We start from the raw sequence: 26,490 nt of genomic DNA on the forward strand, positions 1-26,490 counted from the left end.
CTATCCACTCTTCTTCAATGAACCTTCTTTTTTCTCTTGTTTCATAACGGTTCCTAATTCTTTTTTTGTAAATACACGTAATTTCAAAATAAAAAACATATATGTCAATCCGCCGATGGCTACACCTAACAACGCTTCAAGCGTCGCGCTTCCTCTATGTTCCGTATTAATTACTAATCCAGACATCTGTAACACACGTGTGAACACCATTAATACAAATCCCATACAAATACCACTAATTACTATCCCTAACATATTTCGCTTATTGATAAGTGACCCTGATACAGCTCTCGTAAGCAACAAACTATTTAATCCAGAGATTATAATTAACGCACATAAAGTCGCAAAAGCTGCACCTTTCACACCAAAATAAGGCATGAATATATAATTTAACGCTAACTTTAAGCAACCTCCAAATACAACAAATAATGCTGGCTTAAACGTTTGCCCTAATCCTTGTAAAATAGAAGCTGTCGTAATTGACAATGAACTAAATAAAATAGATAACGATAAAATAGATAAAACATCTGATCCATCACTGTTTTCAAACAACATAATATTGGTAGGTTGAATAATACAAGTTAGTCCAATAGCTGCTGCAAGTCCAATAACAAATGTTATTTTCATTGCTAACTTTACCTTTTCTTGAATAAAGGAAAGATCTCCTCTTTCCTTCGCCGCTGTAATAATCGGAATAAGTGACAACGAGAAAGAAGTCGTCACAACAGTACCTAATTGCATTAGCGGAATACTTCTATCATAAACACCCTTTAATACCTTTGCATTTTCAGCCTGTTCTCCCGCACCAATAAGTAAGCTGTAAAAGGACACTGAATCAGCCATCTGTATAAAAATAAGCACTAAATTACTAACACAAATCGCTAACCCCTGCCAAAAAAGGATTTTAACTATCTTCCTTTTACCCTTAATTCTCGCTGCACTTTTGAAGAATATAGAACGAAAATCTTGACGCATATACAATATAAGTACAATAATCCCAATAAGTCCACCCGCAATTGAGCCTAACATAGCCCCTGCACCAACTGTATATAAATCAAATCCGTGAGCAATTAGGAATAGCGATAAAAACACAATAATAGAAACTCGAATTGTTTGTTCTATTACTTGCGAAACAGCCGTTGGCATCATATTATTAAATCCTTGAAAATACCCTCTTGCTACAGACAAAAATGGCATCAATAAGAATGAAAATGAAATAACACGTAGTAACTTATCTAAGTGTATATCGCCCATAGCTGCCGCAATTGTTTCGGCCCCAAAAAACAATGTAAAGAAGCCTATAAAACCAATTCCTAATAAGAACCAAAAAGATACACAAATAATTTCTTCTGCTTCTTTTTGTTTTCCCCGCTCTAGTCGTTCTGCAACCATTTTCGAAATGATAACAGGAAATCCATAAGTAGCTAAAATTAAACAAAATCCATAAAACGGGTAAATTTGTTGGTAAATATAAAACCCAATATCCCCCGCTATATTTTGATATGGAATACGGTAAAAAGCGCTTAATACTTTTGTAACAAAACTTGCAATCGTTAATATAATAGCCCCACGCCAAAAGGCTTGATACTTCTTCGCTTCCATACAAGAAAACTCCTTTTTCTATTCTCACCTCTCGTATTATATCATAAAGAAAAGAACAAACTCCCTTACCAACACGGGTAATAATGAGTTCCTACATGTTAAAAATATTCAACGAAAAAAGGTAGCAAAGTGCTACCTTCATTCAATATACATATATCTCCAAATAATTGATTTCTCAAAAAGAAAGATCATAATTAGGAAAGATTGCTACTTCTAAAATCAATATACCCTTACTGTTCCATTTGTTTCGCTAAGAAACTGGCAGCAGTATTAACCGCTTTATGCTCGATCTCGCTTATAATGGCTTCTTTTGAGAAAATAATGACGGCTCCAATCGGATCTCCGTTTGCAACAATCGGTCCAACTGTATAAGAATGAACCTTTTCTGTTACACCATCAATAATGGAAATATCACTTTCATCCGTCATAATAACAGACTTTCGTTCTTCCATCGTTTTTTCAATTAGATCGCCAACACTTTTATTTAAGTATTCTTTTTTCGATACGCCTGATACTGCGATGATAGAATCTCGATCACACACAAGCACATTATGTCCTAAGCTGTCATATAAAGCATCAGCATATTCTTTTGCAAAATCACCTAGCTCACTAATTGGAGAATACTTCTTTAAAATTACCTCTCCATCGCGATCAACAAATATTTCTAGTGGGTCTCCTTCTCGAATACGTAAGGTTCTACGAATTTCCTTCGGGATTACTACCCTGCCTAAATCATCAATTCGACGTACGATTCCAGTTGCTTTCATTCTAATGCTGCCTCACTTTCTACTGATGATCAAAGTGGTGAATTTACCTGTTCATGTAAAAATCACCAACTGTTAGACATAGTATTTTACACATTAGTTCTTCTATGCACGTCGAATTGTATTTTTTTATCTTATTTTAGGCATTTATTACTTCTTTTTTTACATCTGGTAAGCCTTTTAATAAATTTTCAGCAATTGTTAACCACTTCGATGTCTCTAAGCCATTTGTTTTCATAACAATTTTCAATTGTGATCCTTCCATTCCTAAACCGATCATACGTCCAAAACTATTTCCGAGCATGAATAATTTTCCACCATCAATATTTTGGCTTGCTTGTTCAGAAAACAGGAATGTTACTTCAAATTTATTCTGCTTAATTAATTCAATTTGTTCTTTCATTGCCAACACTTTAATATTTGCAATTTGTAATAAATAACCAACTTCTTGTGGATAATCGCCAAATCTATCGATCATTTCTTCCTGCAATTCTTCAATATCCTCAATTGCAGAAACACCTCTAAATTGTTTATACATCATAATTTTTTGCTTACTATCTGAAATATAAGCATCTGGTAAATATGCATCTACCTCTAAGTCAATTTCAACATTAACTATATTTTCAGCCCCATCTGTTCCTCTACGCTGTTCAATTGCATCTTTTAACATTTGAGAATATAAATCAAATCCGACAGAATCAATAAATCCATGCTGTTCTGCCCCTAACAAATTACCTGCTCCACGAATAGATAAATCTCTCATCGCAATTTTGAAACCAGATCCAAGTTCCGTGAACTCTTTAATTGCTTGTAGACGCTTCTCTGCAACCTCTGACAGCACTTTGTCACGTTTATATGCAAAGTATGCATATGCAACACGATTAGAACGTCCAACACGCCCACGAAGCTGATACAACTGTGATAATCCCATACGATCTGCATCAAATACAATTAACGTATTTACATTCGGAATATCTACACCCGTCTCAATAATTGTTGTACTTACAAGAACATCATGCTGTCCTTCTAAAAATGATAGCATAACAGACTCTAATTCGCTTTCGTTCATTTTCCCATGTGCGTACGTTACGCGGGCATCTGGAACTAACATCGAAATTTCATCCGCTTTTCTTTCAATATCCTCTACACGGTTATATAGGAAGTAAACTTGACCACCTCTTGCAAGCTCTCGCTCTATCGCCTCTCGTATTAATGCTGGATTATACTCTACTACATACGTTTGGACTGGGAAACGATTTTCTGGTGGTGTCTCAATAACAGATAAGTCGCGCACACCAAGCATAGACATATGAAGCGTCCGCGGAATCGGAGTTGCCGTTAATGTTAATACGTCAACATTCGCCTTCAATTGTTTAATTTTTTCTTTATGTGTTACACCAAATCTTTGTTCTTCATCAATAATAAGAAGCCCTAAATCTTTATACGTAACATCTTTAGATAAAATACGATGTGTTCCGATTACAATATCTACTGTTCCATCCTTTAAGCCCTTAATTGTTTCATTTTGTTGTTTTCTCGTACGGAATCTACTTAATAAGCCTATATTGATCGGATAATCTTGAAAACGCTCTCGAATCGTTTCATAGTGTTGCTGCGCAAGAATCGTTGTCGGTACTAAAATTGCAACTTGTTTTTCATCCATAATTGCTTTAAATGCCGCACGAATAGCCACTTCAGTCTTTCCATATCCTACGTCACCACAAAGGAGCCTATCCATTGGGCGTCCGCGTTCCATATCTTTTTTAATCTCGTCAATAGAACGTAACTGATCCTCTGTCTCTTGATACGGGAAAGATGATTCGAACTCTTGTTGTTCTGCCGTATCTGGCGTATATGCATAGCCTTTTGAAGCTTCGCGCTCAGCATATAGTTTAATTAGGTCATCCGCAATGTCTTGTACAGATTTTTCAACTTTTGTTTTAACCTTCTTCCAATCATTACCACCTAATTTATAAACTTTCGGATCCTTACCTTCAGATCCTACATATTTTTGAACTTGATCAATTTGTTCAATTGGAACGTATAGCTTATCATTACCTTGATATTTAATATTTAAATAATCTTTATGAACACCATTAATCTCTAATGTCTCAATACCTAAAAATTTACCTATACCATGATTTACATGAACTACATAATCTCCAACTTTTAATTCCGAATAACTTTTAATACGTTCAGCATTCGATAACTTTTGTTTACGTTGTGATTTTTTAACTTTCTTATGAAAAAGCTCCTTTTCAGTAATGACAACAAGCTTTTGCATCGGCATTTCAAAACCTGCATGTAAATCACCTACAGCAATTTGTAACCTTCCAGGCAATAAAATATCTGTACCTTCTACAATATCTGCCTCAATATCATAATCACTTAAAATATGTTGTAATTTTTTCACACGTTCATCATCTGTTCCAAGTACAACAGTCGTAAAATGCCCTTCATTCCATCTATCAATTTCTGTTTTTAACAAATTCATCTGTCCATGGAAATCTTGCATTGTTTTACATGTTACATTAACAATATTTTGCGGATGTGTGTGTGCGATATGACGCAAGAATAACGTTAAATATACAAAACTTCTTTTTTTATGATGAAGAAACCCCTCGAATGGGTGAGAGAAAGATAAATCTTGAATAATTGTTCCTTCACCAAGAAGTGATATATACCATTCCGCCTCTTCTGTTTCAAGATGCGATGCTGTTTCTTGAATACGGGAAATCTCGTCTAAAATTACAACACCGTCTTCTGGTAAATAATCTATCAGACTAGCAGGTTCTTTATAGAAAATAGATAAGTATTTAAACATCTGTTCTATACTTTGCCCGTTTTTCAACATCTCAATTTCATGACTTACCGTCTCAAGCACTGTAGTCTTTAGTTTATCATCAGAAAGTTTTTGCATCGTCTTAGTCAAACCTTCTTCAAGATGCTGAATTCCTGATTTTAATTCTTCCTGTGAAAATAAAAACTCTGTTGCTGGACCAAACCTAACGCTTTCTTTTTTACCTTGAGAACGCTGTTCATCCACATCAAATAATCGAATAGAATCGACTTCTGTATCAAAGAATTCAATACGAAATGGTAGTTCTTCAGTTAAAGGATAAATATCTAATATTCCCCCACGCAAACTGAACTCCCCTGGAGCTTCTACCATCGACTTACGTTCATAGCCAATATGATGTAAAGTATGCAAGAGCGCATCTAAATCAATCTCTTGCCCTAGATTGATTTCAACTTGCTTTTGCTTCCACAATTCTTTTATTGGTAAAAATCTACGCAATCCTGCCACTGGCGCTACAATGATTCCATTCTCTCCCGCAGCCAAGCGATTTAACACTTCTATACGTTGCGCCTTCAATTCTGGACTTGCAACTCCAATTTCCGATGCTATCAGTTCATTCACTGGATATAACCACACATCTTTTTCACCAAGTAACGCCACTAAATCTTCATGTACTTTTTGTGCTTGGTATAAGTTATGCGTCACGATTAATTGTGATTTTTTTGTTTTTTTATATAAAGCCGCCATTAATAATGAACGAGAAGACGTTGCCATCCCTGATATAAGTTGTTCTTTTAACCCATCTTCTAATCCATTAATAACCGATTGTATCTCTTCATTTTTATAAAATTGCTCTAATAAACCTATCATTTTTAAAACTCCTCTCAACATAAAGAGCAAGTCATTCTATTTTATGCAAATATTTTGGAAAAGGAAAACAGAAAAATGCTTTGGACATGCCAAAGCGACAACATTTTATTGCAGAAATTTTTCATACTCATAATACTCAGGATAAGATGCGAGCGTTTCTTGACACGATTCACAAATCGTTTTTATATATATATTTCCATTCTCATGAAAATGAATCATTTCTACTACTTCTTGCTCTGTTAGTTGAAATAAAACGTCGCTATATACTTTTTCTGCGTTAATGGAGCCTACATTACCTCCGCAGTGTCTGCAATAATAATACCCTTCCATACTAGCCTCCTAAAAATTCAATTACTACTAGTATGGGTAAAACAAAAGAGAAATATTCCCAATCTCATTTTTAACTATTGAAAGTATTCATGATTTGGAGAAAAGGCTTATTTAGCCACTCTTCACATGCATCCGCTGCTTTTTCAATAGAATGGTTAACATCCGGAATCTCTTCAGATGTAAAGCGTCCTAATACATAATCGACTACCTTCATTCCATTTTTCGGGCGATCGATTCCCATACGGATACGTTGAAATTCTTGTGTTCCTAGGTGCGAAATCGTTGACTTTACACCATTATGTCCACCAGCACTACCTTTCATGCGAAGACGCAATTTACCTACAGGAATGTCCAAATCGTCGTACATAACAACGAAGTCCTCAACATCAATTTTATAATAATCCATGAGTGGACGAATACTTTCCCCAGATAAGTTCATGTATGTTAGCGGCTTTAATAAGATTACCTTTTCTCCATTAACAAACCCTGCACCAAATACACCTTTAAATTTTTGTTCATTCAAAGAAATGTTCCAACGCTTCGCAAGTTCATCAATGGCCATAAATCCAATATTATGCCTTGTTAATTCATATTCTCTACCTGGGTTCCCAAGTCCTACTATCAATTTCATTCTTGTACCACTACTTTCTTTTTTCGATACGAAAAGACGTAACCAATTTTGGTTACGTCTCATTCTATCCAATTAATTGAATAATACACTCACAGATTCTTCTTCGTATACACGAATGATTGCTTCTCCGATTAATGGAGCAACTGAAAGTTCATGTACTTTGTCGATTTTCTTCTCTTCTGGTAATACGATAGAGTTCGTTACAACTAACTCTTTAATATTTGAATTTTGAATACGCTCAATTGCTGGACCAGATAATACTGGGTGTGTACAGCAAGCATATACTTCAGAAGCACCGTTCTCAACAAGAGCGTTTGCTGCTAATGTAATTGTACCAGCTGTATCAATGATGTCATCAATTAAAATCGCTGTTTTACCTTCAATATTACCGATAATGTTCATTACCTCTGATACATTCGGGCGAGGACGACGCTTATCAATAATAGCGATTGGCGCTTTTAGACGATCTGCCATTTTTCTTGCACGAGTTACACCACCATGGTCAGGAGACACGATTACGATATCTTTAAGACCTTTTGTTTCAAAGTAATCTGAAAGAATCGGTACACCCATTAAGTGGTCGATTGGGATATCAAAGAACCCTTGAATTTGTGGAGCATGTAAATCTAGAGTGATTACACGAGTTGCACCTGCTGTTTCAAGCAAGTTTGCTACAAGTTTCGATGTAATTGGTTCACGAGAACGCGCTTTACGGTCTTGACGCGCATAACCATAGTAAGGAATAACAATATTAATTGTTTTCGCAGATGCACGTTTTAATGCATCAATCATAATAAGTAATTCCATGATATGTTCGTTTACTGGGAAGCTTGTAGATTGAATAATGAATACATCGCAACCACGGATACTTTCTTCAATGTTAATTTGAACTTCTCCATCACTAAAACGATCAACAGAACATTTTCCTAGCCCTACTCCAATATGCTTTGCAATCTGCTCAGCAAGTTCCTTATTAGAGTTTAAAGAGAATACTTTCAAATTAGAATTTAGATATTGAGTCGACATCTAGATTAACCCTCCACATTATGATTTTTTCTTATTCAGCAATTGATCAACATAGTCTTCTTTGTTAACTTGACGTGCACGTGCTACCGATAATGCTTTTGATGGAACATTCTCTGTAATTGTAGAGCCTGCTGCCACATAAGCACCATCTTCAACTGTTACTGGAGCAACAAGGTTTGAATTACATCCAATAAATACCCCATTACCAATCACAGTTTTGAATTTATTCTTACCGTCATAGTTCACCGTAATTGAACCACAACCAAGATTCACGTCTTCTCCAACTTGTGCATCCCCGATATAACTCAAGTGTGAAGCTTTACTTCTATTACCAAAGACAGTTTTTTTGATTTCCACGAAGTTTCCAACGCGTACTTCGTCTCCAATAACTGAATCTGGGCGAATATGTGCAAATGGACCAACCGATACTTCTGTACCAAGCTTACTATCATGTACAGTAGATTGTCGAATTGTCGTACGATCTCCAATTTCACTATCGCGAATTACTGTATGCGGTCCAATTTCACAATCAGAGCCAATTACAGTGTTCCCCTCAATAATTGTTCCTGGATGAAGAACTGTATCACTACCGATAACTGCATCAGCAGAAATATAAGTGTTACTTGGATCAATAATTGTAACACCGTTTACCATGTTCTTTCGGTTGATACGGTTTTTCATAATAATTTCCGCTTGCGATAGAGCGACTCTGTCGTTAACACCTAACGTTTCGTCGAACTGCTCTGTTTGATAAGCTGATACGATATGACCTTCATTTTTTAAAATCTCAATAACATCTGGAAGGTAATATTCACCTTGCACGTTATCATTTGAAACTTTAGAAAGTGAAGCAAATAAAGCCTTATTATCAAAACAATACGTACCTGTATTGATTTCTTTAATAGCTAATTCTTTCTCATTTGCATCTTTATGCTCAACAATCTTTTCAACATGACCATTCTCATTACGAACAATACGGCCATATCCAGCAGGCTCTTCTATGTATGCTGTTAGCACCGTCGCCATTGCTCCTGCTTCTTTATGTTGCTGAAGTAATGCTTCCATTGTTTCAGCAGTTATTAGAGGCGTATCACCACAAATAACTAAAGTTGTTCCTTCTTCATTTGCAAGTACACTTGCAGCTTGATCTACAGCATGTGCTGTACCAAGTTGTTCTGCTTGTAATGCAAATTCACTTACGTTCCCTAGCTGTTCTTGTACCATTTCAGCACCATGTCCAACAACCGTTACAAGTTTCTGCAATCCTAATTGAGATACTTGATCGACTACGTGTTGTACCATAGGTTTTCCACATACAGGATGCAGCACTTTGTATAGCTTAGACTTCATACGTGTGCCTTTACCTGCAGCTAGAATCACTGCAAATCTGTTTGACATATAGACCCTCCATCGCAACCTATTTATCCATTAAAGATATTATCCTAAATCATCATATATTTCAAGAAACACATTTTAACTATTAAATTTTACCATAATTCTTATAAGATGTTTTACTCTTTAGTATCTTTTTTAAGAAATAAGCTATACTATTTAAAATGATTTTGAAAAAATTAGTAGTTTCTTCTTTTTATGTTAATAAATTATGCAGTTTCCAAATATAAAGCAAAAAAAAACAAACTCCTGTAAATGCTTACAGGAGTTTGCTACAAAATTATAAGGCTTTTTGTCAAAAGCCCTTTTCATTCGAATTTTACGAAGCACCTGCTTCTTCAAACTCAACCTCTTCTAACTCGCCTAAACGATGATACTCTGTTAAAACCGCATCTTGAATTTTAGAGCGTGTACCAGAATTAATTGGATGTGCAATGTCACGGAACTCTCCATCTGGAGTACGTTTACTTGGCATTGCTACAAATAATCCATTATTACCATCAATTACACGAATATCATGAACAACAAATTCATGGTCTAGAGTAATAGAGGCAATTGCTCTCATGCGGCCTTCTGTGTTTACGCGGCGTAATCTTACGTCAGTCACTTCCATCTTGTGTTCACCACCCTTTTCTAAATAAGCGATATATTTGTATAAATTCCACAAATTTTCTATTTTCCCTTTAATTTTTTAAAAATTTTTAAGATAAAAATTTTTAAAGTAGTTGAATATAGAGATTAGTGGAGGTTATCGCTTACAAAAGGTTACTTAACTAGGGCGATTACTTCAATTTCAACGGAAACATCTTTCGGTAATTTTGCTACTTGTACACAAGATCGAGCTGGTTTATGAGTAGAGAAATAAGAGCTATACACTTCATTCACAGCATTAAAATCATCCATGTCCTTTAAAAATACTGTTGTTTTTACGACTGTATCAAATGAAGCACCTGCTTCCTCTAATACCGCTTGTAAATTTTGAAATACTTGTTCTGTTTGTACTGTTACATCTCCTGTTACAAGCTCCCCATTTGCCGTCAATGGAATTTGTCCTGAGCTATAGAACATGTTATTTACAATAATCCCCTGTGAATAAGGTCCAATTGCTTGTGGTGCCTTGCTTGTTTGAACAACTTTCATACTTTTCACCCTTTTATTATTTATTTTACTCTTTAAAAATAGTGTACGAAAGGCAGTTTGTCCACCTATTTTATAATCTATAAATAAAATAAAAAAAGATAGAGCTATCTGCTCTATCTTTTATTCCGCCTCTACAAGCCCTTCATCAAATGGCGCAAGAGAATAATTCCCTTTTTCCACTTGAATCGTTTTTTCTTTCACATCAACTTCCGATAGACGAATTAATGATACAAAATTATTAATTAGTCGTTCTTCAATATCTGTGGATTCTACTAATACACCAATACCAACAACATTAGCCTTGAACTCTTCTAACATACTCATCATACCTTGAATTGTTCCGCCAGCTTTCATGAAGTCATCAATAATTAAAACATTCGACCCTTCTGGAAGACTGCGTTTTGCTAACGTCATTGTTTGAATTCGTTTAGAAGAACCCGACACATAGTTAATACTAACAGTCGGACCTTCTGTTACCTTATTATCTTTCCTTGCAATTACAACTGGTACATCTAAGTAATTTGCCACTGCATAAGCAAGTGGAATCCCTTTCGTTGCCACCGTCATAACTGCATCAATTGGTTGCCTAGCAAAAACAGAAGCAAACAAACGACCTGCGCCATTAATATGGCGAGGATTACTCAATAAATCTGTCATGTATAAGTAACCGCCAGGCAAAATACGATCTGGGTTTTCAAATAAGCCACAAAGCTCATCAATAATTAGATCTGCCTCTTCTTCACTTATATACGGTATATATTTCACTCCTCCTGCTGCTCCTGGTATCGTTTGCAATGTGCCGACCCCTTGTTGTTCAAACGTTTGCTTAATAATAACTAAATCTTCACTAATGGAAGACTTAGCCGATTGATACCTTTCAGCAAAAAAAGTGAGAGATACTAGCTGACGAGGGTTTTGTAGCAAGTAATAAGTCATATCGACTAACCTTGTACTTCTTCTAATTTTCATACTCTCACCTCAAATCACGAATATTCTAAACAAATCATAACGTATTATACGTCTTTATTCAAGCGTTTCTCGCTCTCCTAATAAACGTACCGCATAGACTTGTTCACAAAATCCTTTTAATCCGTTATAAATGCGATGCATTCGTGAATCATGGTGTACAAGTCCGAATACAGTTGGACCACTTCCACTCATTAATACAGCATCCGCTCCAAATCGCTTCATCTGTGATTTAATACGGGCAACTTCAGGATGCATTCCAAATGTTACATCTTCTAAAACGTTACCAACAGTATCACAAATTCCTTTATAATCACCAGAATTTATGACATCAACCATTTTATCTACATTTGGATGTGTAACTCGATTTAACTTTAAATTTCCATACACATCAGCAGTAGATACACCTATATGTGGTTTCGCTAAAATAACCCAACAAGAAGGCGGAGTCTTTATATGCTCAATTTTCTCTCCTCTTCCAGTGGCAATTGCTGTGCCTCCGTATACACAGAACGATACATCTGATCCAATTTCTGCGCCAAGCTCTGCTAACTCATCAATTGTAAGCCCTAAATTCCATAATTTATTAAGACCACGTAATGTCGCTGCTGCATCACTACTTCCACCTGCTAATCCAGCTGCTACTGGAATCGTTTTTTCAATAGTAATAGATACACCTTTTTTTACATTAAACTTCTCTTTTAATAATTTCGCTGCCTGATAAGCTAAATTTCGTTGGTCGTCTGGGACATACCGATTATGGGATAAAATTTCAATACGGTCTTCTGCTAATTCCGTTAGTTCTAGACGATCTGCTAAATCAATGGTTGTCATAATCATTTTCACTTCATGATATCCGTCTTGTCTTTTTCCCAGTACATCTAACGACAGATTAATCTTTGCTGGTGCTTTCACTAGTAGCTTCAATCTATTCACCCACTCTATGTACTCAATCTTTTATCGTTTATTTTACCATAAATTTATAGTAAGACGATGACACTTCCCTAATTATAACGAAAAGCATTCAGAATGAAACTACTTATGTAAAATGATGGCACCTTTTAGAGTACAAAAAGCCGAGGAATGTCTCCTCGGCTACCGTAGCATAGAAAGTATCTTACAACTACTGGTTTCGTTTCATTAATTGCTGTTCTGCAATTTCTATAGCACGTTTCACCATGTTACCAGCATCTTTCGCACGAATTCCGCCCCATCCTTCTTTCTGAACAACATCATAAAAGCCAAGCTCTTTTGCTAGCTCTTCTTTAAATTGGTTTGACATGACACCTCTTCGTCTACTCAATGCAGAGTCCCTCCTTATTTTGCTACGGTATAGTTAGTATGCAAAATAATATAGCTTTTCATTTATGGGAATATATGTAATGATATATGGATTATAAAATGACCTCATTATGAGGGTCTCCATAAAATGTTAACTCTACTGTCTCTGTTAAAACATCTGCATAACTATAAGATACACGTTGCAACGCATCTTCTTGTTGATCCAATTGTACAACAAAAACGGAACGGTATGTTTCTGCTAGTACACCTGATTGCTCCACAGTTTTTCTTCTTCCACTATTTGCTTTTAACATAAGTCGTTGTCCAAGATGGTGATCTAATTCGCTTTTAATTTCATCTAAACGTTTTGACATATACTTCGCTACACCTCGCTGTAATTTAGATTGAACACTTAAAGCACGATATATCTATCCTAATTATTAACCGCGATTCACAGCTAATATCATCCTGCGTTTGAATAGATAGAAGAAATACTATATTGTAAAAGTATCATTACGTAGTCTGTACGTTCTTACCTCTTTTTATCCAAATTCATTTAAATCCTTCCATACAAAAAAGCAAGATACATATGTATCCTGCTTACTCTTCGTAATGTTGAAAAGGTAATCCCGTTCGTAAAATCCCTCTCGTTTCAATTCCACCTAGTCCCTTTTCACCAGTAATTGTATTACGTACGACATCCCATACATTGACTCTCTCCATAAATGAAGTAAAACTAATTTTACCAACTACATATACAGGATCTAGTGCATGAATATTAATTCTAGATGGTGAACTAGCGAAATTGGCCCCTGCACGAATTAGTGCCTCAAAATGTGATTGACATGCCCCAGCAAAAATAACAAGTTGATCCAGTGATGGATATTTTTTTCGCACTTCACGAACAGCCTGTACAAAATGCCTTGAATGCCTATATGCCGCTAAATCTCCCTTCACTCCTTTTGATTTTGTATATGCATCATGCCCTGTAATAACGAGAATGTCTGGGCGAAAGTGATCTATTAAGTCTACTACTTTTTCATGCATCTCCGTTTCTTTACAATGAATACCTTGAACAGGAACGCCAATTTTGTTATATAAGTCTAAGCACTTGCGCAAATATAAAGGGTCTCCATCTATATGCAATACACGTCCCGGCATTTGAAAATAATTCACCTCACTTGTGTATCCACCAGTTGAAGTATGTTCATGCCTTTGTTTCATCAGTACATAATCTTGTTGAAACAAACGATACGTGCGCTCCATTGTTTCTTTCTCACGCTTCACCCTTTTTTTATGTTCTCTTTGATCTATACTAATTAAATCTTCAAGTGGCGCATCCGCCACCAGTCTAATTTCCTCTCCAAACAATATAGCTATCTCACCTTTTATTTCTATAATACGAAAAAGAATATCCCTCTTATGAGAATATCGTTCCACTAATTCTCCAACATGTAAAACCATTCTCCTACCTCCAAACTCATTAGGCCATCTTACCTGTTTTTAAAGTATGAATTTAGAGAGAGAAAGGTGACAAAAGGGACAGTTCAAGTTGAACTGTCCCTTTCATATTCTTATGATAATTTATGAAGAACTAATGCATTACTTAATGTTGCAAACTCTTCAATAGATAGCGTTTCGCCTCTTCGCTTTGGATCAATTCCTACTTCTGTTAAAATTCGATCCAATAACTCCTTATCTTTCGGGAAACCATTTAAATTATTTGATAAATTATTCATTAAAGTTTTACGGCGCTGTGCGAAACTTGCTCGTACTACTTCAAAGAAGAACGTTTCATCTGTCACCTCTACAACCGGTTTAGGACGCTTTAGAAGGCGGATAATTGCAGAATCAACGTTTGGCTGTGGTACAAACACTGTACGCGGTACAGTCATAACTGTTTCAACCTCTGTATAATACTGAATGGCAATCGATAAAGAACCATACTCTTTCGTTCCAGGTTTAGCAGCTAAACGATCTCCAACTTCTTTTTGCATCATAACAACAAATCCACGAACTGGTAACTTTTCTTCAAGCAATTTAAATAAAATTGGCGTTGTAATATAGTATGGTAAGTTAGCTACTACCATTACATCTTGCCCTTCTTCAAATTGCTCATTAAATACTTCATGTACATCTGCTTTTAGTACGTCTTTATTAATAACTGTAACGTTACCATATGGCGCTAACGTCTCATCTAAAATTGGTAATAGTCTTTGATCAATTTCAAAAGCCACTACTTTTTTAGCACGCTTTGCTAATTGCTCTGTTAATGCACCAATACCTGGTCCAATTTCAATTGCACCACTTTCTGAACCAATTTCTGCATGATCGACAATACGATTTAATACATTTGTATCAATTAAAAAGTTTTGTCCTAAACTTTTTTTGAATGAAAATCCATACTTTTCAACAATGTCTTTTGTACGATTTGGCGTTGCGATATCCTTCATCTTTTTTCCTCCTGTATTACTTGCTTATAAGCTTCTGCAAATGATTCCTTTGAAACTTGAAACATCTGTAATCGTTTATGTAACTGTTTTGCATTTGTATAACCAATCTTTAATAGCTTACCCATTCTTTCTCTGCGGCTCTTTGCCATTTCTCCGCCCACTAAGCCTGCATCGACTAAATCACTCCAACTAATTTCACTTGTGTAAGCTTCCATTTCTTCATGTATATTCTCTAGAGCGCGGCGAATCGACTCATTAGAAGCGTGTTCGATTCCAACACCCTTTTTCCTTTTAGCAAGCGCTTCTTCCTTCGGTAAAAAGGCATGCTTACAGCCAGGAACCTTGTCAGAAATAATTTTTCGAATACGCTCTCCAGGATAATCCGGATCTGTGAAAATAATAACTCCCCTTTTTTGCTGCGCTAATTTAACTTGCTCAATAACATGATCACCGATTGCTGAACCGTTCGTTTCAATTGTATCCGCATCAACAGCACGCTTAATCGCAACTGTATCATCTTTACCTTCTACAACGATAATCTCTTTTATTTTCATGCTTGCCTCCACACTCATTTCGTCTCTACTTAGTAAAACAAAAAAATGACGACTTTTCCATTATTATTTTCCCCATTCTTATATTTTAAAAAATAGAATAGAAAAATCTTTGTTCTCTGTCCTTATTGTAACACTTCATCATTCACATTTATTTTCTTCATCACTTCTACTAGTTTTTCTCAAAATAAAAAAGAACAGGTTTCCCCATTCTTTTTTATTCAACACCAAATAAAACTTTTGCATTTTTAGTTGTCATTTCTGCTACTTCCTCATAAGAAATTCCTTTTAAATTCGCAATTTCTTCTGCTACGAGTTTTACATAACTCGGTTCATTTCGTTTCCCTCGAAATGGGTGCGGTGTTAAATACGGACAATCCGTCTCTATTAACAATTTCTCTAATGGAATCTCCGTAGCAACCTCTTTCGGCTTCTTAGCGTTTTTAAATGTAACTGGTCCACCTAACGAAATTAAAAAGTTCATATCAACACATCGCTCTGCTACCTCTACGCTGCCGCTAAAGCAATGCATAATGCCTCCTACTTCAGCTGCATTCTCTTCTTCTAGAATATCAACAATATCTTGAGTTGCATCGCGGTTATGTATAATAATCGGCAATTTTACTTTTTTCGCTAATGCAATTTGTTTACGGAATACTTCTTTCTGTATTTCTTTTGGAGACTTATCCCAGTGATAATCTAAGCCCATTTCTCCAAGTGCAACGACTTTAGGATGAGAAGCAAGTTCTTCTAACCAAGCTAAATGTTCTTCTGTCATGTCGATTGCATCAACTGGGTGCCACCCAACCGCAGCGTAAATAAAATCATAGGCTTCAGCTAATTCCATCGCCTTTTTTATCGTTACTTCATCAAAACCAACAACAACTGTATAAGTAACTCCCGCTTCTTTCATTCGGGCAATAACCTCTTGCAAATCTCCTTCGAATTGCTCTGCATTCAAATGTGAATGTGTATCAAACAACATAATACATAACTCCTTTTATATTGAAATCAAGTTTATTCTACAAAAATAAGTTCTTTAATAACTTAACGATAACAATACTACAATCTTAATGCAAAAATAGAGAGTGTAAAAAGAAAAAAGACGCTTCACACATGTTACACGTGAAACATCTCTTTTCTTGTCTTAATTACTTGATTTTTGTACCATTTGGTAGATTTTGGTCAATTGATGCTAATGACAATACGCCATTCTCTTCACCCGCTAAAATCATACCTTGCGATAATTCACCGCGTAATTTTACAGGTTTTAAGTTTGTTACACAAATAACCTTTTTACCTTTTAAGTCTTCCGGCGAATAGAATTTTGCAATTCCAGAAACAACTTGACGCTTTTCTGTACCTAAGTCTAGTTGAATTTTTAACAGCTTGTCTGCTTTTTTCACAGGTTCAGCAGATAGTACTTCAGCTACGCGTAATTCTACTTTAAAGAAATCATCAATTGTAATTTCTTCTGCCTTCGGTTCTTCTTCTTTTTTCTCTTCTACTTTAGGAGCAGAGCTTTTCATTTGTTCTTTAATGTACTCTACTTCCACTTCCATTTCTAAACGAGGGAAAATTGGGTTTCCTTTTTCTACTTTTGTTCCAGCTGGAATGCAGCCAATTGTAGAGAGACTTTCCCAAGATTTATGAGCTTCATCAGTAAGGCCAAGCTGAGCAAACATCTTGCTTGGTGCTACTGTTAAGAATGGCATAAGCATAATACCTGTTTGACGAAGTACTTCTGCTAAATGAGCCATTACAGAGGCTAACTTTTCACGATCATTCTCATCTTTTGCTAATACCCATGGTTGTGTTTCATCAATATATTTATTCGTACGACTAACTAGTTGCCAAATAGATCCTAACGCTACAGAGAACTCCATATTCTCCATTGCTTCTTCTACTTTTTTCAAAGTATCTTGTGCAAACGCTACTAACGTTTCATCAAATTCCGTCACATTTGCTTTAAATGCAGGGATTTCTCCGTTAAAGTACTTATCAATCATAGCTACTGTACGATTTAATAAATTACCTAAGTCATTTGCTAAGTCGAAATTAATACGCTCCACAAATCCTTCTGGTGTAAATACGCCATCAGATCCAAATGGAACTTCACGAAGTAGGTAATAACGTAATGCATCTAATCCGTAACGATCGATTAATGTAACTGGATCTACTACGTTTCCTTTTGACTTACTCATCTTTCCATCCTTCATTAAAATCCAGCCATGAGCAAAGACTTTCTTCGGAAGAGGTAAATCTAATGCCATTAAAATTATCGGCCAATAAATTGTATGGAAACGAACAATTTCTTTCCCAACTAAATGCACATCTGCAGGCCAGAATTTTTTATATTTCTCTTCATTTGCTGTTCCATAACCTAATGCCGTAATATAGTTAGATAATGCGTCAACCCATACGTAAATAACGTGTTTTGGGTTACCAGGAACACGAACTCCCCAGTCAAATGAAGTACGAGAAACTGCTAAATCTTCTAATCCCGGTTTAATAAAATTATTAATCATTTCATTTTTACGAGACTCTGGCTGAATGAAATGTGGATTATCTTCATAGAACTTTAATAGTCTGTCGACATATTTACCCATTCTAAAGAAATAAGATTCTTCACGAACAAGTTCTACATCATGACCACTATCTGGGCTTTTTCCTCCAACTACTTTGTCGCCTTCCATAATTGGATCTACTAATTGATGCTCTGTATAGAACGTCTCATCTTGTACAGAATACCAACCTTCATATTCATCAAGATAAATGTCACCTTGATCTACTAATTGCTTAAAGATTTTTTCGACAACATCTTTATGACGATCTTCAGTTGTACGAATAAAATCATCATAAGAAATATCCATCTTCTCCCAAAGCTCTTTAATTCCTGCAACAATGTTATCAACATATGCCTGTGGCGTAATATTTAACTCTTCTGCTTTCTTTTGGATCTTCTGTCCATGCTCATCAGTTCCTGTTAAATAATGCACATTATAACCTTGCATACGCTTATATCGTGCCATCGCATCTCCTGCTACTGTCGTATAAGCATGTCCAATGTGTAATTTTCCACTTGGATAATAAATTGGGGTAGTAATATAAAAGGACTTATTTTCCTCTGTCATTGTTTTGGACCTCCCGAATAACCTCATATGTATTTATAAACAGTATATCAAAAACTCATATATAAAGTGAAACTTTAATCAGTAGGGTTTTTGTTCCCCCCCACTAATTATTAGCTCACGTTAATTTGGCTTTTACGAGCAGCCCAAATCTAACTTATCTTCTTTACGCCAACCTAATTTTCAATTTAGGTCTTAATGCTCAATATCTTTATCATCTATTGCTCATATTTCAAAAAAATATACAATATCCACTTTTAATTTATTATTTTTTCAGAAAATAATGTAAATAATTGTGGAATTTCCTCTCAATCTATTATATATAAGAAATAAGAAATCTATAAATCTTTTTAAAAAATATAGAATTTAAGAATTGACGGAAATGTAAATGATTGGTATCATATGTCCATAGGGTATTTTGTCGAAAAATGACGAATCTAAAAATAGACTCGAAACTTATAAACTATTTATTTAGGAGGAAAAAAATTATGAAATCTACTGGTATTGTTCGTAAAGTTGATGAATTAGGTCGTGTAGTAATTCCAATCGAATTACGCCGTACTTTAGGTATTGCAGAAAAGGACGCTCTTGAAATCTATGTTGATGACGAAAAAATCATCTTAAAGAAATATAAACCAAACATGACTTGCCAAGTAACTGGTGAAGTATCTGACGGTAACCTTTCTTTAGCTGAAGGTAAAATCATCTTAAGCAAAGAAGGCGCTGAGCAAATCTTAAACGAACTTCAAGATTATATCGAAACAGCAAAATAAGCTTCTCAATTATGAGAAGCTTATTTTTTATCGACATGATAGATTTGATATACATCTCTTTTCGACAAATCTCGATCTTTAGCGACTGTTTTAATCGCTTCTTTTGAATTCATACTTTTTTCATTTATATAATATTCAATATGATCATATACCGAAAGAGATTCCCACCATTGTTCTTCTGGAGCAGGTTCTTCTGTTGAACCAGCTACTAAAATACAAAATTCACCACGTACTTCATTTTGCTTCGTCCACTCAATTGCTTCTTCGATTGTTCCTCGAATAAATTCCTCAAATTTTTTCGTTAACTCTCGACATAATACAATCTCTCTATTTCCCAACACTTCCTGCATCGAAATTAAAGTATCATCTAAACGATGAGGTGCTTCATAAAACATCATTGTAGTTTGTACATAACGAAGCTTTTCTAACTCCATCTTCCGTTCCTTTTTGTTTCTCTGCAAGAAACCATAGAAATAAAACTGCTTTGTTTCAAGACCGGATGCAATTAATGCTGTAAGGGCTGCATTTGCTCCAGGAAGCGGAATTACATGATATTGCTCAGCTACTGCCTCAACGACAATATCGTAACCTGGATCAGAAATACACGGCATACCAGCGTCACTAACAAGTGCTACATTCTTTCCATCCTCTAATTTCTCTAATAGTTTCTTCCCACTTACTTCTTTATTGTGCTCATGATAACTCGTGACAGGTGTTTCAATTTCAAAATAATTACAAAGTTTTTTCGTTTGTCTCGTATCTTCAGCAGCAATTAAATCAACTTCTTTTAAAATTCGGATTGCACGAAATGTCATATCTTCTAGATTTCCAATAGGAGTTGGTACTAAATATAAAACTCCCTTTTCATTTTGTTGAAAGCTTTTTTGTTGCCACATAGCGTTCTCCTTTTTGCATATATGCCTCTTTTTGTTTTCTCGTTAATTGCTTAAAGTAATACTCCGCTTGCATAGCTGTACGCTTATCATCGTGGGTCTCTACATATTTTAAAACGACAGGAAGCCTGACGCGTGTATACTTAGCCCCTTTGCCGCTATTATGAGTCTGAATTCTCTTTTCTATATGGTTTGTATATCCAGCATAATAACTTCCATCAGAGCACTCTACCACATAAAAAAAGTGCTTATTCTTCTCCATATAAAATTGAACGTAGCTCCTTTGTATATTCGTTATTGTTCTCATATACAACGAGAGGCGGTAAAATTTTCAAATCTGCATTTCCATCCTTAATTCCTTCAATTAACAATGTATTTGCTTCTTTTCCAACCTTAGGATAAACAAATTGCACACGCTTTGGTTCAATTTTATATTTACGCATTAATGTGACAATGTCTAGTAATCGCCCTGGACGATGTACAAACGCTACTTTCCCACCTTGTTTTACTAACTGACTACTTGCAGATACAACATCTTCTAATGTACACATAATTTCATGACGAGCTATCGCTAAATGTTCATTCATATTTTTCTCTGAAGTTTGAGGTGTTTGAAAATATGGTGGATTACATGTAACAACATCATATTGATGACGCCCAAGTTTCTCTGGCATATCTTTCAAATCTCCATGTATGAGGTGAATTCTTTCTTCCAACCCATTGTATTGAACACTTCTTACTCCCATATCATATAAGCGTTCTTGAATTTCCACACCAGTAATATTTCCTTTTGTTCTTGTACTTAATAGAAGGGGAACAACCGCGTTACCTGTACACAAATCAAGTAAATTCCCCTTTTGAATTGGTACCCATGCAAAATCTGCAAGTAAAACGGCATCTAAAGAAAAATTAAATACTGATGGGCTTTGTATAATCTTCATGTCTTGTGCTAATAAGTAATCTAAACGTTCATCTTCATATAAATTCATATACTGCTCCTTTTCTTACCCTTAACCTACCCTATTTCATGTATAAAAAATTACCTTTCCAATTATAATTGGAAAGGTAATTTCACTTTTTATTTAAGAATGAAAGACAGAACAAACAATCTCCCTCTTTACGTACACTTCCATAATGTAGATTGCAAATATGAAAACCTTCTTGATATAGTCTCGCTAAATTGTCATAGCCTTCACCAATATCTGTTTTCGGCTTCACTTCTTTACGTTTTTGAGTTTTTTGTTTTTCTTTATTCTGCACTTCTTCAAAACGGTGTCGCAAATTGTTATTTTCCATTTTTATATGTTGGTTTTCTTCCAACAACTCTGCAAGATGCTGTTTTAACTCTCCCAACTGTTTATATAAATGTCCAATTTGCTCTTCCATACTAGAAACCGATTCAAAAATATCTTTTTTCTCCACAAGCACCCACCTCATTAATCTGTGGTTTGACTCGAAACGACCCCTTTATTCACTAACTCATCTAACGTATATTCTACTATCCGTTCCTTGTCTACTAGTTCCACTTGAATTAATCTTTCTAAAATATTTAATCCGATAACACGGCCAGTACCATGCGGGGTTTGTATACGTTGATCTAAATCAGGAAGTTGTTCCTTTGCTGCCTCATATTCATCATTCTCATATTTTAAGCAACACATTAAGCGACCACATAAACCAGAGATTTTTGCAGGATTTAATGATAAATTTTGATCCTTTGCCATTTTAATGGATACAGGTTCAAAATCCCCTAAAAAAGTAGAACAACAAAGCATACGACCACATGGACCAATACCACCTAGCATCTTCGCTTCATCACGAACACCAATTTGTCTTAGTTCAATTCTTGTTCTAAAAATTGCGGCTAAGTCCTTCACTAGTTCGCGGAAATCGATCCGACCATCCGCAGTAAAATAGAAAATAATCTTATTACGATCGAATGTATACTCTACATCTACAAGTTTCATATCAAGATTATGCTCTACTACCTTTTGTTGACAAACTTGATATGCTTCTTTGGCAGCATGTTTGTTCTCTTCAACAATGGTACGATCATTTTCATTTGCAATACGAATAACCTTTTTTAGCGGTAATACAACGTCGTTTTCATCAACTTGTTTTTTGGTAATAACTACTTTTCCGTATTCAATACCTCTTACCGTTTCTACAATGACAAACTCATTTTCAGAGATATCGAACTGGTTTGGATCAAAGTAATATACCTTTCCGGCCTTCTTAAAGCGAACACCTACTACATCATACAAAACGGTCATCCCTCCTGCAACCGCAACACTAACTGTTCGAACACAAGCTGCGCATTTACATTAGCGTTGATTCTATTTTTTGCCTCTAATATATTAAAGAGAGCTGATACAATGCGCTTCTGAGCATAGGAAAACGATTCAAACATCTCTTTCTGCTCATGAAAAACAAGACGATCTTCTTCTCCAAGTTGAACATATAATAAATCCTTATAAATAAGGAGTAACATATCTAAACCTTGCTGTAATTGTTCTTTCTCTCCAAAGTGTTTTCCCCATTTTTCTTGTACAAAAAAAATAGAGGTTTTATCTTTTTCGAGCGCTTCACATAATTTTATCACTAAAGCTCGTGCTTGTGCAAACCATTCATCACTACATAAAGCTAAAGCTTCATCAAAACTATTTGTAAGTTGAGCAGCAAGTGTCGATAAAGATGCTGTAATCCCTTCATCCTGTAATCTTCTAATTAAAGATTCCGTAGGTAACGGTCTAAACGTAACAACTTGGCAGCGAGATAAAATCGTATTTAAAATTTGATGACTTTGTTCAGTAAGTAAAATAGCAGTTGTATCACTACTTGGTTCTTCTAAAAATTTCAAAAGTGTATTTGCCGCATTTGCTGTCATACGATCTGCGTGCTCAATAATATATATTTTTTTATTTGCCTCTAATCCTGTTTTGGAAAACTCTTCTTGTAAATCATGAATTTGCTGCTTCTTAATAGATAATCCGTCTGGTTTTACAATATGTAAGTTAGGGTGGTTACCTGAATCAATTCGCTTACAGTTTGTACATACATGGCAGGGCTCTACTCCATTCCGCTCAGAACAGAGGAAACTCTTTGCCATTTGAATTGCTGTCGCAAACTTTCCTGTCCCTTTCCCTCCCTCTAACAAGTAAGCGTGGGATATACGCTCTTTTGCAATGCTATTCATCAACATTTTTACACCGATGGGTTGTATAGCAGAAAGCTGCTCCCACGTCTTCGTCATAATGCATACCTCACTTATTTCATTCTTTCCTTCTATTATAACAATTTATCTTCTATAATCTGAACAACTTCTTCTATAAGTTTTTCCATCGGTTGATCAGCATTTACCAATACAATACGATCCGAGAAACGTTCTACAACTTGTAAATACCCTTCGCGCACACGTTTATGGAAAGAGATATCTTCCATATCTAGTCGATTTACTTCACGTCCTGCATCTTTTTCAATCCGAGCCAAACCAACCTCAGGCTCAATGTCTAGATAAATTGTTAAACTAGGCATACAGTCCTCTGTTGCGAAACGATTTATTTCAAATACCTTATCCATACCCAATCCTCTTGCATAGCCTTGGTATGCTAAAGAGCTATCTATAAAACGATCACATAACACGAGGTAGTTCTCATTAAGTGCTGGCATAACTTTTTCTACTAAATGTTGTCTGCGCGCAGCAGCATAAAGAAGCGCTTCTGTACGTGCTTCCATCATCGTATATTCTTGTTTATGTAAAATCGTCCTAATGTCCTCAGAAATTGCAATACCGCCTGGTTCCCTTGTCGCCATTACCTTTTGTGCTTTTTGTTCAAAATATGGCAATAAGCTTTTAATTAACGTTGTTTTACCTGAACCTTCTGGGCCCTCAATTGTTACAAATAATCCCTTCATCCTAAAACCTACTTTCTATATCATACACTTTCATATATTTCGTATTACCTTGAAAACGAGCTCCTGCTCTTTCTAAATACATAATTTGCTCTTTATGCTCTGAAGTAATTCTCTCTCCATACATAATTAATGGAATTCCAGGTGGATACGGAATCACCATTTCCGCCGCTATCATTCCAACAGCATCTTCTATAGATACTATCTTTGTTTCATATCCGTCTAGTTGTTTATACGTATACGGTAAAAGAGAGAATTCACCATTATAAGTATAACGAATAGATTCCCTCTTGTCTTTCACCTCATAATGTTGCAATGCTACTCGGATCATCTCTATAACCTTCATATATTCCTCATTTACTTGTAAGGGTAAAATAAATAGGACATTGTACGGATCAGCCATCTCTGTATATATACCGACCTTTTCAAATACAGACTGTAATTCGTACCCTGATAACTGACAACAAGTTTGTACGGTGACCTTTAACTCATCTTGCAACGGATATTCTAAAATGGCGATTTGGGGAATAGAACGTAATTGTTCCTTAAATCTTCGTAAAAACTCAACAATTTCACTGTGACCTTCTTCTTTTATACGCGCCATTGTAAAGCGTGCTATATCCAAGGAAGCCATAATTGGATACGATGGACTACTAGATTGTAGCATACTTAAATAAGTAGTAACCTTATCTTCGTCTACTAAATGACTATTTATATGTAAATAGGAACCCATTGTCATTGCGGGTAATGTTTTATGTGCAGAATGAACTACAATATCTGCACCATATGTTAATGCTGACTTCGGAAATGGTTCTCCCAAACATAGATGTGCCCCATGTGCCTCATCTACCAAAACAGGGATTTTATGTGCATGTGCAAAAGCGATGCTTGCCTCTAAATCCATCCCCATACCATAATAATTAGGATGCGTTAAAATAAGTGCTTTCGCATTTGGATACTTTCTAATTGCGTTCTTAATAATTTCATTACGAACTCCCACTGGTACGTTGTAAGCTTCATCAATCCATGGATCTAAAAAAATGGGATTTGCTCCCGCAAGTTTTAAACCATTAATAATTGATTTATGACAATTTCTTTGTACAAGAACAATATCATGTTCCCCGCAACAAGACAAAATCATTGCTAAGTTCCCGACTGTTGAACCATTAATTAAAAAATAACTTCTCTTTGTATTATAAACTTCAGCCAATAATTGTTGTGCCTCATCTATACATTCAAACGGACTATGCAAATCATCTAGTCCTGCTAATTCAGTTACATCAATAGATAGAATACCTTTAAACTCTCTTATTGCCTCCTGAGGGAAGTTTAAACCATTCTTATGACCAGGAACATGAAAGGATAACGGCCCTCTTTCTTTAAACTCTATTAACGCCTCATATAAAGGCATACGATTTTGATTCATCTACATCTCTTCCTTATTATTCATTCTCTATCTATTATACAGAACAAAAAAAATAATAGGCATATGCCTATTTAAAAATATGATACTTCTAATTTTCGAAGCTGCTTTAAATAATATATATATTTCGGATCATCTGTCTCTGTATTCACCATATCCTTTTCACATTCATGGCATATTAAATTATTATAAACATATATACCTTCTTTTCTTTTTGTCTCACAAACAATACAAACTTCACTTTGTAATGTCATAATCTTCCCTCCCTATTTAAGTGAACCTATTTTATACTTCTAATCCTTAACAATTTACAGAAAAATATACACCCATCTTTTATATAATATGATTAACTCTTGGGCAACGTGTTTGTATTTCCATTACTTCTTTCCCATTCTTTTTAACAATACAAAAAAACACAAGTCAAATGACTTGTGTTTTTAGTTGCTTGGCGACGTCCTACTCTCACAGGGACAAGGTCCCAACTACCATCGGCGCTAGAGAGCTTAACTTCCGTGTTCGGTATGGGAACGGGTGTGACCTCTCTGCCATCAT

The 26,490-nt window shown here is 35.4% G+C and carries 28 protein-coding genes and 1 rRNA gene; 1 reads left to right on the forward strand and 28 read right to left on the reverse strand.

The genetic code is table 11. From position 1 onward, the window contains the following. The 18 genes from ACTFRU_RS28805 to metG all read right to left on the reverse strand — a co-directional run bounded on the left by ACTFRU_RS28805 (position 1) and on the right by metG (position 18,940). On the reverse strand, positions 1-1,602 hold the full coding sequence (locus ACTFRU_RS28805) for a putative polysaccharide biosynthesis protein (RefSeq protein ID WP_000387579.1): 1,602 nt from the start codon (positions 1,600-1,602) through the stop codon (positions 1-3). 230 nt (positions 1,603-1,832) lie between these two features. Beyond that, positions 1,833-2,369 (reverse strand): stage V sporulation protein T, encoded by a 537-nt coding sequence (spoVT, locus tag ACTFRU_RS28810; RefSeq protein ID WP_000648302.1) that lies wholly within the window; start codon positions 2,367-2,369, stop codon positions 1,833-1,835. A 136-nt stretch (positions 2,370-2,505) separates the two neighbouring features. Further along, complete coding sequence (mfd, locus tag ACTFRU_RS28815; RefSeq protein WP_000579686.1) at positions 2,506-6,036, reverse strand: transcription-repair coupling factor; 3,531 nt, start codon at positions 6,034-6,036, stop codon at positions 2,506-2,508. Positions 6,037-6,141: 105 nt separating this feature from the next. Next, the gene (locus tag ACTFRU_RS28820; protein WP_000399438.1) at positions 6,142-6,366 is read right to left on the reverse strand and encodes an anti-sigma-F factor Fin family protein; all 225 of its coding nucleotides are present in this window, start codon (positions 6,364-6,366) and stop codon (positions 6,142-6,144) included. A 70-nt stretch (positions 6,367-6,436) separates the two neighbouring features. Continuing rightward, on the reverse strand, positions 6,437-6,997 hold the full coding sequence (pth, locus tag ACTFRU_RS28825; protein ID WP_000767702.1) for an aminoacyl-tRNA hydrolase: 561 nt from the start codon (positions 6,995-6,997) through the stop codon (positions 6,437-6,439). A gap of 72 nt (positions 6,998-7,069) precedes the next feature. Further along, positions 7,070-8,023 carry a ribose-phosphate diphosphokinase gene (locus ACTFRU_RS28830; protein WP_000107420.1) on the reverse strand — a complete coding sequence of 318 codons (954 nt, stop codon included), beginning with the start codon at positions 8,021-8,023 and terminating at the stop codon, positions 7,070-7,072. Positions 8,024-8,041: 18 nt separating this feature from the next. Then, entirely contained in the window at positions 8,042-9,421 is a 1,380-nt protein-coding gene (gene glmU / locus ACTFRU_RS28835; RefSeq protein WP_000071041.1) for a bifunctional UDP-N-acetylglucosamine diphosphorylase/glucosamine-1-phosphate N-acetyltransferase GlmU, read from the reverse strand. Positions 9,422-9,734: 313 nt separating this feature from the next. Beyond that, positions 9,735-10,028, reverse strand: coding sequence for a septation regulator SpoVG (spoVG, locus tag ACTFRU_RS28840; protein ID WP_000454041.1), 294 nt, complete (start codon positions 10,026-10,028; stop codon positions 9,735-9,737). A gap of 152 nt (positions 10,029-10,180) precedes the next feature. Beyond that, the gene (locus ACTFRU_RS28845) at positions 10,181-10,555 is read right to left on the reverse strand and encodes a RidA family protein (protein ID WP_000869815.1); all 375 of its coding nucleotides are present in this window, start codon (positions 10,553-10,555) and stop codon (positions 10,181-10,183) included. A 120-nt stretch (positions 10,556-10,675) separates the two neighbouring features. After that, complete coding sequence (purR, locus tag ACTFRU_RS28850) at positions 10,676-11,524, reverse strand: pur operon repressor (protein WP_000702466.1); 849 nt, start codon at positions 11,522-11,524, stop codon at positions 10,676-10,678. A gap of 54 nt (positions 11,525-11,578) precedes the next feature. Continuing rightward, positions 11,579-12,448 carry a 4-(cytidine 5'-diphospho)-2-C-methyl-D-erythritol kinase gene (ispE, locus tag ACTFRU_RS28855; RefSeq protein WP_000772104.1) on the reverse strand — a complete coding sequence of 290 codons (870 nt, stop codon included), beginning with the start codon at positions 12,446-12,448 and terminating at the stop codon, positions 11,579-11,581. Positions 12,449-12,644: 196 nt separating this feature from the next. Next, on the reverse strand, positions 12,645-12,824 hold the full coding sequence (gene sspF / locus ACTFRU_RS28860; protein ID WP_002094215.1) for an acid-soluble spore protein SspF: 180 nt from the start codon (positions 12,822-12,824) through the stop codon (positions 12,645-12,647). Positions 12,825-12,915: 91 nt separating this feature from the next. Next, positions 12,916-13,176 (reverse strand): biofilm formation stimulator Veg, encoded by a 261-nt coding sequence (gene veg / locus ACTFRU_RS28865; RefSeq protein WP_000044347.1) that lies wholly within the window; start codon positions 13,174-13,176, stop codon positions 12,916-12,918. Positions 13,177-13,402: 226 nt separating this feature from the next. Continuing rightward, positions 13,403-14,266 carry a sporulation peptidase YabG gene (gene yabG / locus ACTFRU_RS28870; protein WP_000242868.1) on the reverse strand — a complete coding sequence of 288 codons (864 nt, stop codon included), beginning with the start codon at positions 14,264-14,266 and terminating at the stop codon, positions 13,403-13,405. Positions 14,267-14,376: 110 nt separating this feature from the next. Beyond that, complete coding sequence (gene rsmA / locus ACTFRU_RS28875) at positions 14,377-15,255, reverse strand: 16S rRNA (adenine(1518)-N(6)/adenine(1519)-N(6))-dimethyltransferase RsmA (RefSeq protein WP_000651548.1); 879 nt, start codon at positions 15,253-15,255, stop codon at positions 14,377-14,379. After that, positions 15,252-15,809, reverse strand: a complete 558-nt coding sequence (gene rnmV / locus ACTFRU_RS28880; protein WP_000692836.1) for a ribonuclease M5 — start codon at positions 15,807-15,809, stop codon at positions 15,252-15,254. Before rnmV ends, rsmA begins: the two co-directional genes overlap by 4 nt. Before the next feature lie 214 nt (positions 15,810-16,023). Then, entirely contained in the window at positions 16,024-16,791 is a 768-nt protein-coding gene (locus ACTFRU_RS28885) for a TatD family hydrolase (protein WP_000895851.1), read from the reverse strand. Positions 16,792-16,957: 166 nt separating this feature from the next. Next, the gene (gene metG, locus ACTFRU_RS28890) at positions 16,958-18,940 is read right to left on the reverse strand and encodes a methionine--tRNA ligase (protein ID WP_000134132.1); all 1,983 of its coding nucleotides are present in this window, start codon (positions 18,938-18,940) and stop codon (positions 16,958-16,960) included. Positions 18,941-19,425: 485 nt separating this feature from the next. Between metG and ACTFRU_RS28895 the strand changes: the two genes are divergently transcribed. Further along, positions 19,426-19,710, forward strand: coding sequence for an AbrB/MazE/SpoVT family DNA-binding domain-containing protein (locus ACTFRU_RS28895; protein WP_000843036.1), 285 nt, complete (start codon positions 19,426-19,428; stop codon positions 19,708-19,710). 20 nt (positions 19,711-19,730) lie between these two features. Here ACTFRU_RS28895 and rsmI read toward each other — a convergent pair whose 3' ends face one another. The 10 genes from rsmI to rrf form a co-directional block, all read right to left on the reverse strand. Next, complete coding sequence (rsmI, locus tag ACTFRU_RS28900; protein WP_000267821.1) at positions 19,731-20,606, reverse strand: 16S rRNA (cytidine(1402)-2'-O)-methyltransferase; 876 nt, start codon at positions 20,604-20,606, stop codon at positions 19,731-19,733. Next, positions 20,575-20,865 carry a GIY-YIG nuclease family protein gene (locus ACTFRU_RS28905; RefSeq protein ID WP_000414350.1) on the reverse strand — a complete coding sequence of 97 codons (291 nt, stop codon included), beginning with the start codon at positions 20,863-20,865 and terminating at the stop codon, positions 20,575-20,577. The genes rsmI and ACTFRU_RS28905 overlap by 32 nt, the downstream gene beginning before the upstream one ends. Then, complete coding sequence (locus ACTFRU_RS28910; RefSeq protein WP_001055366.1) at positions 20,852-21,592, reverse strand: tRNA1(Val) (adenine(37)-N6)-methyltransferase; 741 nt, start codon at positions 21,590-21,592, stop codon at positions 20,852-20,854. Before ACTFRU_RS28910 ends, ACTFRU_RS28905 begins: the two co-directional genes overlap by 14 nt. Before the next feature lie 82 nt (positions 21,593-21,674). Then, complete coding sequence (gene yabA / locus ACTFRU_RS28915) at positions 21,675-22,025, reverse strand: DNA replication initiation control protein YabA (protein WP_000412063.1); 351 nt, start codon at positions 22,023-22,025, stop codon at positions 21,675-21,677. Positions 22,026-22,039: 14 nt separating this feature from the next. Continuing rightward, positions 22,040-22,867: a PSP1 domain-containing protein gene (locus ACTFRU_RS28920; protein WP_000272429.1), complete on the reverse strand. Its 828-nt coding sequence runs from the start codon at positions 22,865-22,867 to the stop codon at positions 22,040-22,042. Positions 22,868-22,872: 5 nt separating this feature from the next. After that, positions 22,873-23,856: a DNA polymerase III subunit delta' gene (gene holB, locus ACTFRU_RS28925; protein ID WP_000169561.1), complete on the reverse strand. Its 984-nt coding sequence runs from the start codon at positions 23,854-23,856 to the stop codon at positions 22,873-22,875. A gap of 35 nt (positions 23,857-23,891) precedes the next feature. Beyond that, positions 23,892-24,518, reverse strand: coding sequence for a dTMP kinase (tmk, locus tag ACTFRU_RS28930; RefSeq protein WP_000677218.1), 627 nt, complete (start codon positions 24,516-24,518; stop codon positions 23,892-23,894). A 1-nt stretch (position 24,519) separates the two neighbouring features. Next, the gene (locus ACTFRU_RS28935; protein WP_440037996.1) at positions 24,520-25,941 is read right to left on the reverse strand and encodes an aminotransferase class I/II-fold pyridoxal phosphate-dependent enzyme; all 1,422 of its coding nucleotides are present in this window, start codon (positions 25,939-25,941) and stop codon (positions 24,520-24,522) included. Between the two features lie 71 nt (positions 25,942-26,012). Continuing rightward, complete coding sequence (locus ACTFRU_RS28940) at positions 26,013-26,192, reverse strand: sigma factor G inhibitor Gin (RefSeq protein ID WP_000175076.1); 180 nt, start codon at positions 26,190-26,192, stop codon at positions 26,013-26,015. 189 nt (positions 26,193-26,381) lie between these two features. Continuing rightward, positions 26,382-26,490: ribosomal RNA gene (gene rrf / locus ACTFRU_RS28945) — 5S ribosomal RNA — on the reverse strand; the annotation flags it as partial.

This window comes from Bacillus cereus group sp. MYBK220-1 (assembly GCF_051916445.1).
GTDB classification, from domain to species: Bacteria; Bacillota; Bacilli; order Bacillales; family Bacillaceae_G; genus Bacillus_A; species Bacillus_A cereus.